This is a genomic window from Methanomassiliicoccales archaeon (assembly GCA_029907465.1).
In the GTDB taxonomy this organism is placed as follows: domain Archaea; phylum Thermoplasmatota; class Thermoplasmata; order Methanomassiliicoccales; family JACIVX01; genus JACIVX01.
Map to the genome: position 1 here is coordinate 1 of JARYLV010000034.1, position 8,565 is coordinate 8,565.

At 47.4% G+C, this 8,565-nt stretch carries 11 protein-coding genes and 1 tRNA gene; 9 read left to right on the plus strand and 3 right to left on the minus strand.

What is annotated here, in order from left to right; genetic code table 11:
• Positions 1-230: 230 nt before the first annotated feature.
• Positions 231-305, plus strand: a tRNA-Ile gene (locus QHH00_08315).
• 29 nt (positions 306-334) lie between these two features.
• On the opposite strand, the gene QHH00_08320 is transcribed toward QHH00_08315, so the two are convergent.
• Entirely contained in the window at positions 335-1,327 is a 993-nt protein-coding gene (locus QHH00_08320) for a site-specific integrase (protein MDH7509374.1), read from the minus strand.
• 160 nt (positions 1,328-1,487) lie between these two features.
• Entirely contained in the window at positions 1,488-1,649 is a 162-nt protein-coding gene (locus QHH00_08325; GenBank protein ID MDH7509375.1) for an AbrB/MazE/SpoVT family DNA-binding domain-containing protein, read from the minus strand.
• 120 nt (positions 1,650-1,769) lie between these two features.
• Between QHH00_08325 and QHH00_08330 the strand changes: the two genes are divergently transcribed.
• The 5 genes from QHH00_08330 to QHH00_08350 all read left to right on the plus strand — a co-directional run bounded on the left by QHH00_08330 (position 1,770) and on the right by QHH00_08350 (position 5,515).
• Entirely contained in the window at positions 1,770-2,060 is a 291-nt protein-coding gene (locus QHH00_08330; GenBank protein MDH7509376.1) for a hypothetical protein, read from the plus strand.
• Positions 2,061-2,102: 42 nt separating this feature from the next.
• Positions 2,103-3,053, plus strand: a complete 951-nt coding sequence (locus tag QHH00_08335; GenBank protein ID MDH7509377.1) for a putative DNA binding domain-containing protein — start codon at positions 2,103-2,105, stop codon at positions 3,051-3,053.
• A gap of 268 nt (positions 3,054-3,321) precedes the next feature.
• Positions 3,322-3,819, plus strand: coding sequence for a hypothetical protein (locus tag QHH00_08340; protein ID MDH7509378.1), 498 nt, complete (start codon positions 3,322-3,324; stop codon positions 3,817-3,819).
• Positions 3,807-4,361, plus strand: a complete 555-nt coding sequence (locus QHH00_08345) for a hypothetical protein (protein ID MDH7509379.1) — start codon at positions 3,807-3,809, stop codon at positions 4,359-4,361. The genes QHH00_08340 and QHH00_08345 overlap by 13 nt, the downstream gene beginning before the upstream one ends.
• Positions 4,358-5,515: a hypothetical protein gene (locus tag QHH00_08350; GenBank protein ID MDH7509380.1), complete on the plus strand. Its 1,158-nt coding sequence runs from the start codon at positions 4,358-4,360 to the stop codon at positions 5,513-5,515. The genes QHH00_08345 and QHH00_08350 overlap by 4 nt, the downstream gene beginning before the upstream one ends.
• Positions 5,516-5,573: 58 nt before the next feature.
• Here QHH00_08350 and QHH00_08355 read toward each other — a convergent pair whose 3' ends face one another.
• Complete coding sequence (locus QHH00_08355) at positions 5,574-5,834, minus strand: hypothetical protein (GenBank protein MDH7509381.1); 261 nt, start codon at positions 5,832-5,834, stop codon at positions 5,574-5,576.
• A gap of 102 nt (positions 5,835-5,936) precedes the next feature.
• Here QHH00_08355 and QHH00_08360 point away from each other — a divergent pair, with 102 nt between their 5' ends.
• The 3 genes from QHH00_08360 to QHH00_08370 form a co-directional block, all read left to right on the plus strand.
• A complete protein-coding gene (locus QHH00_08360) occupies positions 5,937-7,568 on the plus strand; it encodes an ATP-binding protein (protein ID MDH7509382.1) in 1,632 nt (543 codons plus the stop codon).
• Between the two features lies 1 nt (position 7,569).
• Positions 7,570-7,944, plus strand: coding sequence for a hypothetical protein (locus QHH00_08365; protein ID MDH7509383.1), 375 nt, complete (start codon positions 7,570-7,572; stop codon positions 7,942-7,944).
• A gap of 403 nt (positions 7,945-8,347) precedes the next feature.
• Positions 8,348-8,565 (plus strand): hypothetical protein (locus tag QHH00_08370; protein MDH7509384.1); only part of this gene is annotated, 218 nt, incomplete at its 3' end.

Here is an 8,565-nt window from a genome sequence, read left to right on the forward strand (position 1 = left end):
ACACCAGTAAATTCTTCAACGGCCTTTCGCCGATCGTCTACATCCTCTTTTTTCCGACCTCTGTTCTTTAATCCAGACGTCATTTGGATCATGTACTTAACGGCATGAGCGATATTAAGCACTTATGTCATTGCCAATGGAATATTGCATGAGTTGGGGTGTTTAAGACCCTCTCAATGTTAATCATGAGGAAAGGTTTTTAATGACATGACATATTCCCAGAGACGCAAGGGCCCATAGCTTAGCCTGGTTGGAGCGCCCGGCTGATAACCGGGAGGTCAGGAGTCCAAATCTCCTTGGGCCCATCCAGTCATTTTATGATTAGGGTCTGGCTCTACCTGCAGACGCGGATCGCCTGCAGGGGCGAGGTCCTGACCCCCTTCCTTACTTCCCTCAGAAACGAGTAGCCCTTCTCCTGCGCCTTCCTGAGGTCCTCGACGGTGAGCCCGAGGTACTCCATCGTTTGCTTCGTGTCCGCGTGCCCGAAGAGCGCCGCGATCTCCTCGATCGCCACGCCCGCGTAGTGTAAGTTCCTCCCGCAGGTCCTCCGGAGCGTGTGGTTCGACACCGGCCTGTCGATCCCAGCCCTCTGCGCAGCCCGTGCGACGATCCTGTCGAGCGCCGTGTCCTTGTAGGACCCCAGCCTCCCGTGCTGAGAGTATATCACGAATTGCTGCGGGACCTCCTGATCCGGCCTCTGCGAGAGCGCTTCCTCGATGATCCTCTCCCTCTCCTCTTCCCAGGCCTTCACTTCCGCCTCGGTGTCCGGCGCGAAGGCGATGGTCCTCCACTTCCCGCCGCCGCGCCCCTTCCCGTGCACATTGATGTACCCGAGGCACTCCCCGCCGGCCCAAACATACTGGATGTCCGAGCACTTCAGCCTCTTTACCTCCACCCTCCTGAGGCCGAGGCGGAGCTCGAGGTGTACGACGATCCGCTCCACGCCGCGGGCCGCGTCGAGGATCCTGAGGGTCTCCTCCGGTGTGAGCCAATCGACCTTCATCCGGCTCCCCTGCGGCCACGCGATCATCATCCTGTCTATCACATTGTTGCCGTAGTACTTGAGGAAGCCGTTGAGTATCGCGAGCTTCCAGCGCTGAGTCGCCGGGGCCTCGTCGGCCCAGGCCTCCCGTCGCAAGTAGTCCACTTCCTCCTCCCCTATATTCCGCAGGGTCGATTCCATCCCTGCGTCCGCCAAGGCCTTCAGGGCATTCGTAATCTCGCGCCTGTACTGGACCACCGTTTCTCGGTTCGCCCTCCCGCACCTCGCTAAGGCGCGGAGGTAGTCCTCCAGATCGCTGCGGAGACGCCTCTCGGCCGTAGGCATCTCTACCACCCGTATGCATTTCCAAAGATATTATGCATCCCATCCCTCCTGAGAAAAAGCGGGGCCCCGGGCGGCGGGCAAGGCGACCAGTACCTTTGGGGGAATACGGGAGGAAGCGCCCCCGCCCGGGATTTGTATTCATTGCGACTTCCGCCACGGCTCACGCCTCCGGCGGGACGACTTTGGCCAGGTACACCCTGCCCTGGTCGTCTTTGTAAAGAACGACGTGATCGCCAATCTTAGCTCTCAAAGCCTCCATTACTGGCTTCGTTAACGAAATTCTCCCTTTGTCAGTGATTTTGACAGTCGTGAGCAATACCATGGTCTCACCGATTGTCGATTATCGCTAATAGTAAAGCAAGTATTGGGATTTAAGGGTTGCGATTATCGATAATCGCTAATCGGTAATAGAATTAAATCTTTCGATTTGCGATTTTCGATTATGATCTATACCTCGCCTTTGGAAATATTAGAAAACACATACGCGTTAAGGATACTCGTCGTTTTGAAGAGGAAAGGTCCCCTCTTCCGATCAATCCTTTACAACTTAATTTCTAAATCCACAGGAGCACCACGGATCAGAGTAGACGAGCTCATTGAAGCTGGTCTCCTTGAAGAAAAAATCAGCACAGTCCCTCCTTTCACGAAGACCGTCTCCCTGACGGAAAAAGGCAAGAAAGTCGCGGAGAAGGTCGCGGAGATCGAGGAGATACTGAGGGAGGAAGAGCGGTGATGGACGAAATGGAGAGCTGGCTGATGTCGGGGGTGATTTGTTGTGGACTCAGGTCGGCATGAGGGGGAAGCCAGAGATTGGGTAAAGGAATGTCTAGAAAAAACCTCTGAATCCAAGGAAATCGAGTTTAAGAGCTCATTCGATCCGAAAGATGAACTGCATGTTCTCAATATAGTCAGGGAAATAGTCGCGATCGCAAACTCAGGCGGTGGGTACATAGTTTTCGGGGTCGACAACAGCGGAAACCCCACAGGAGACGATCTCAAAATTCTGCAGTGGGATCCTGCAAAGATCACCGATCAAATAAACAAATACACTTCCGTGCAATTTTGTGGGTTCGAAATACAGCGCGCAGAAAAGGATGGGAAGCAGGTCGCCGTCATGAAAATTGAAGAGGTCAATCCTCCGCTGGTCTTCACGAAGGAAGGTGAATACACAGATAGAACGGATCCCAGCAGAAAGAAATGCGCGTTTCACCGTGGCACTATCTATTATAGGCACGGCACAAAAACTGAACCAGGAGACCAGAATGACATCCGCGAGTCGTATGATAGATTCCTTGAAAGGCGTAGGAAAAAAGTCATTGAGGTGCTTGAAGCCGCGCCAGGGGTAAAGATAGAAGTTTTAACCCATGCACCAGGAAAAACGGGAGTAAGTGCGACGACGGATGACAGAACCGAAAGGGTGGCCAGGATTAAAGTCGAGGACTACTATATTTACGCACTTAAGGACATAGTTGAAAAAATTAATGCACAAATAAGGGGTAAGAAAATCAACAGATACGACATAAAGATTCTGATAAAGGTGTATGATTTGGAATCAAATGACATGTACATGAAAAAGATAAGCTATTACGGCAATGGCTCTTTTCGCTATTCAGAGGAATTTTTGAAATGGTTACTCGACGAGGTTAAGAGGGATCCATCACTTTTCCAAAAGGCAAGGGAAAAGTATAAGCAAAGCAAAGGGAAGCAGGACAACTCAGGACAGTAAAGTGAAATTCGAAAGAACAAATATCGGAAAGTGGAGTAGCAATCGATTGAATTAAACAGCAGAGGTAAGAATGATGGAGAAGATGGTGAGTTCTGCTCCGAGGGTGCGGATCAAATCATAAAGAGCTGATACGTCCATTTTAGCCGAGCCTGGTAAACTTCTCTTAAGGGACAAGCATCAGATAAATTAATATAATTATATAGAAATACTAATTTTCATAGGAAGATTAAAGATCTCTGCTACCAGATGAACGGGGGGATATTTCCTATTGTTCGAAGGTTACGGTCCCTTTAACGGGGGTTGCCTATACTGCGGTGCGGGGAATGTGACGACCGAACTTCTAAAGCAAAAGACTTCATCATTAGGGATAGACGCCAGGGTAATCACTAGTACTAAAGAGTCTCAATATTTCTACACATCCGTTATTCGCGTTAGGTGCCCGCTGTGCAAGCAGCACTATGACGTCGTCATGGGCGGCAGGATCATAGAACACTTGGAGTACTCGGAGCAGTGCTTACAAAAGATGAAGGACTACGGCATAGATATCAACTCCCTAGCAGAAAAAGCGACCTGTGCAACCATAGCGGTCTCAAAAATCCCAAAGAAAAAAAGAACCGTGCACCTCTGGTTCCAGGACGGCGGTTCGTTGTATCATTTTGTCTTAAACCAAAGAAAAGGATTACAAAGGGGTTTGCATAATGTAATATATGTTGCGAACGAGCTCATAAAAAAAGAAAAGGCGGTGAATATTGGATGGAAAAGTTGAAGGATGGGACTCCGGTCTACTCATATGAGGAGGCCAAGGAAGTCTACAAGAACCTCGCCGTGCCGAAGATAATGGCGGACGAGGCGATACTCTTATTATTGGCATCGACCCGCAAACCCATATTCGGCAGGACCGTGATGATCAAAGAGCTCTTTTTACTGCAGGAGGAAGTTTTGAAGAAGCACTTCAGGACTGTTGACGACATGAGGTTTGTCCCCTACCGCTACGGCCCGTACAGCTTCAGGGTGGCCCAGCTGCTAGAAGAAATGGAATCAATAAGGCTTATTGAGAGGCGCGGTCGGAAGGGCACAAATGATGAGAAGTTCAGCATAAGCGAGAGGGGCATGCAGCATTTCTCAAGAATTATAAATAAAATGCCGCCGGAGGTATTGGAGGAGATACGTGCCAGGAGGATGGGATGGGATGAGCTCGGGAGGGACGGCTTGCTGAGGTACGTCTATCAGCACTATCCAGAATACAAAGAGCGTTCTGAGCTCAAGGAGAAGTACAAAGAGATAACCTGGGGCCGGGGGCGGGGATGAAAGGACTCTCCGTGAAGATAGGGAACATTGACGAGAGCGACGAATCAGTCCCAGCCCTATTCTATAGGTCGAGGACCGCGGTCTTGAAGCTGAGAGAGGGCGAGATCAAGACTCCGTGCAGGGCGGTAAGCCGCTCGGAACTCAACGCAAAAAAGAACGTCCCGATCACGAGGCCGATTGCTTCCAGCGGTAGCCTAGTTGTGGACGTGCACGACCTGAGCGAGTCGGAACTGGTTCAATTCCTGGACACCAATGGCGCTTACCGTAAGATTTATGACAAGACAATGGACGTCTTGAAGCGCGCCCAGAACGCTTCTATGGTCGTGATCATTCTCCAGCCCTGTCAGAACGCCTACCATATTCTTTCAGATCAAGAAAAGCGGGACCAATTCCTCAGGATGTGGTTCGCCCTGCAGTCCGAGATAGACTCTCCGATATTGTCTGTCCCATATGTAGGTGATCTGGAAGACGAGAGGTTTGTAGGAGACACCATCAGGGCGGCAGAGACGCAAGGTATCGGCGCCGACCTCATGTTCGTGGTGGATCTCCGGCACGATGTGCGGAAGTTCAAAGGAATCATCGACGCAGTAAAAGAGGCGGTCGGTACTGGTGCTACTAATGTGCTTGGGTTGATATATAGGCCGCATAGGGACTGCGCCGCCACGTACGACTACGTCTGGAGAACCTTCAAGGAGGAGGACGTAGCGATATTAATGCTCAATATCCCCAGATACGACCCTAACGATTCCGTATCCATGCCCCACTTCACTGAGTTCAGGCTCGGAGATATATATTGCGTGAAAAACCCAATGCGCCTGCCCCTACCTGGCGCGAATGCGCTTTCAAGGGTGAGGTTTTTGGACCGGGACAGCCTAACGCTGCCCAGCTTGGACGTAGCAGTACCTGATACAGAGGGTGTCGTGTCCCAGCTCGGTGTTGATTGCAAGTGCGACAGGGAATTTGTAAGCCGGCTGTTTGCCGATCTAGACTCTTTGGATGACGAGAAGATTAAGCGGATCGCCTACCTTTCGAAGGTCCACGAGGTGCTCGTCAGCAGTACTGAAATGGGCATTAGTAGGGAATTCATCGACGAGGGCGACGCGGTGTCTTATCTGGAGAAGAAAAGACCACTTTACAGGAAGTTGCGCAGTTGAATACGCGGACTTGCTGACTATTGAGCCAATGACCTGTACTTCGTCCTTCGACCATTTTTTATTTCTGCGTATACCTCCTCTCACACGGGCACGCCGACTTCTCGACGGTCCCGACGATCCCCATCTCGATGCGGATCTCCGCGTTGTTGCTCGCCTTGACCGCGCTCAGGCACTCGATCATACTCTTGAGCACAGGGCACTCTTCCGCACTTTCGCCGAGGTCGTGCGCGAACTGCTCGACCATCATCTCGAGGAACTTCTCGAGCTGGATGTCTCTTTCCATCTGCACGGAACTCTTCCTCCAACGGTGCCACAGCAAAGAGAAACAGAGTTCAAAGAGGTGGGCGGGGGGGAGCGAAAATGATTACGACATTATTTTTCAACTAAATGTATTCATACTTTTAAATATTCCTAATTTCATATGGTATTTAAGGAGGATCCTTGGAGTTGGGGGAGTATGAGATCAGTAGATATAACTCCCGATAAGAGTCTCATTGAGAAATTGGGTAGCGTTGGATTCACCCCAGAAGAAGCAATTTCTGAGTTTATCGACAATGCGCTGGACGCAAAATATGATAACGTTTCTGGTTCTGAAATTATACCTGGAAAAATCACCGTGACTATTGACTTAAATCATGATTCAATCGAAATAAGAGATACATCCGCTGGAATTTTAGATTTTGACAATTGTCTCAAAGCGGCCAGGTCTGACAAAATCTCCGGGAATACTCTAGGGTCTTTCGGTCTCGGTTTGAAAACAGCATCTATGAGCTTGGGGAGACGCTTGTTTATAGAAAGCAAAAGAATACATGAACCTATCGGCCACAGGACTGTTTTGGATATCGATGAATGGAAAGAAACTTCAGATTGGATTATAAAAGTCGAAGACTTCGATGCTCCCGTGAGCGATCACTATACTCATATCAAGATAGACAGACTGCATGTCGATCCATTACTATATGAAGAGGAGCTTATTGATGGACTCGCTGAAAGATTTGATGCTTTTCTAGAGGAGGATGTACTCGAAATAAATATCAATGGGAAGACTATAACACCAGAAAAACGAATTTTCCTATCAGAGGATGATCCAAGTCTAATTAATGCCATTGAATCGACCGGTCTTAAAAATTTCAAAAAAAGAAAGGTGTTTAAATTCAATATTGGTTCTATGTCAATATCAGGATGGGTCGATCTGCTTGAAAAAAGATCAATGTCGAGCAAATTTGGTTTTCATTTGTACCGAGGAAGGAGATTAATAACGGGCTACGAGAAGATAGGGATTAGAGATCATCCTAGTCATGCGAACATTTTTGGACATATCTATCTACCAATAGATTTTCCGGTTTCCTTCACAAAAAACAAAGTAGAGGTCCAAAGAAAAGAATACAAGATGCTTAAGGATAAAATGAAAGAAATAACATCAGATCACACGAGAATTAGTTCATTCATGGCTCAGGAAAAGGCACCAGTTGTTGAGCCAAAAGTCGATAAAGATCTAAAAAAGAGCCTTGATGTATTGACCGAAGCTTTGAAAGAGTGTCCGGCTCTCTCAGGTATATTTCCGGAGGAGCGACGAAGAGCCTTAGAAAGAGAGGCTCATGGCTTTGGCGAAGTTCCTTCCGAGACCCGAAGACCCCCAATTAATGAAACAGCAACTAGACCTGTTCCTAAAAATTCGAGGGCTAGAAATCCAGCGAAAGACAAGCCGAAGCAACTTAAGGACTTCTGGTTTGTAAATTTAGATGGATTTAAGTTAAAACTCTATCACGACTGGATAGAAATCGATGAGCCCAGAATGTGGTATTCTAATCTAGACCAATCAGATAAGATCCCAGAGCTAACAGTTGAAACGAACGTTAGTTTCGAGGCTTATAAACTAACTACAGATAAGGTATTTTATGCTACATCGAATGTAATAATGGCTCTTTCAAGAGTCGTAATGTCATTGGCGGATCCATCTAAACTTGGGAATCGTGATATAGTGGATTTATCCGAGGAAATATACCTTGCGTGGGGCCGAAAAATAAAGAGCAAGATCAAGGAGAGCGAATAATTTGCAAACGAGTCAGATTCGTAGAGTTAGAAAAGAACGACGCTGCGATGAATGCCTCCGCGTTATTCGTGCTGGTGAGACCGCATACATTAGATACCATAAACGGTATCCAGCTACCTATTGCATTGAGTGCTACGAGAAAAGAAGAGAAAAATGGGAATCATGGAGAAACTCGGAGGAAAAGGAAGAACTAGTCCTAAATCTGCTCTCCAATGGTCCGGTTCCAGCACGTAAGCTTGCAGATGCCCTAGGTCACAACTATCTCGCAGTTATAAGAAAACTGGGCCTAAAAGGACATCTCATCAAGCGCAAGGAAACGAAAGACCCAATAAGCGGAAAGAGAGTCACTTACTACTATCTTCATGATCAGAAATAAAGAAAAGTCAATCATCAAAATTCATCATTTGCAAAACGGATTTACTTGATTTTATTCGTTACAGAACCTGGCTGACAGTCAAGCTTTTTGATTTATTTCGATATCTTCTTAGGAAGTAATGGACCTGAGATTGAAAGAATATAACCATCGATGAATTTTCGATTAAATGGCCGTGGCTGGAAAGAGATATGATCCGGGCATCATCTAAATTGCGATTTATCGTTCCACATGTTGCTCTCACAATGCTTGGAAGCTGATAATTAGGTCCATTAAGCATGGCCGTATCAGTAAGATTTACGAATGGTAATTAGAAACGCAAGTATCGTAATCTTCCATAGTTTGGGAGTAAGATGCGTGCGGATTGAGAACATTCATATCTGTTATTTTCATTACGATTAGCCATATGGAGATAATCGCGAAATACTCGTTTAATGGGGGGTTGGAGTACATACAAAAGAACCATCCTGCAGAGTTCGAGGAAGTCAAAGATATTATTTCGAAAGTTGACGCAAGCCGTTTCAAAACGAAGATAAGCAAAGAGAAAACGATGCCTGGAAAGATTTTTTTGTATTCACCGAAAGATTTGAAAAGAGGAATTCAAAGAGCTTTTTCAAGCAAGGG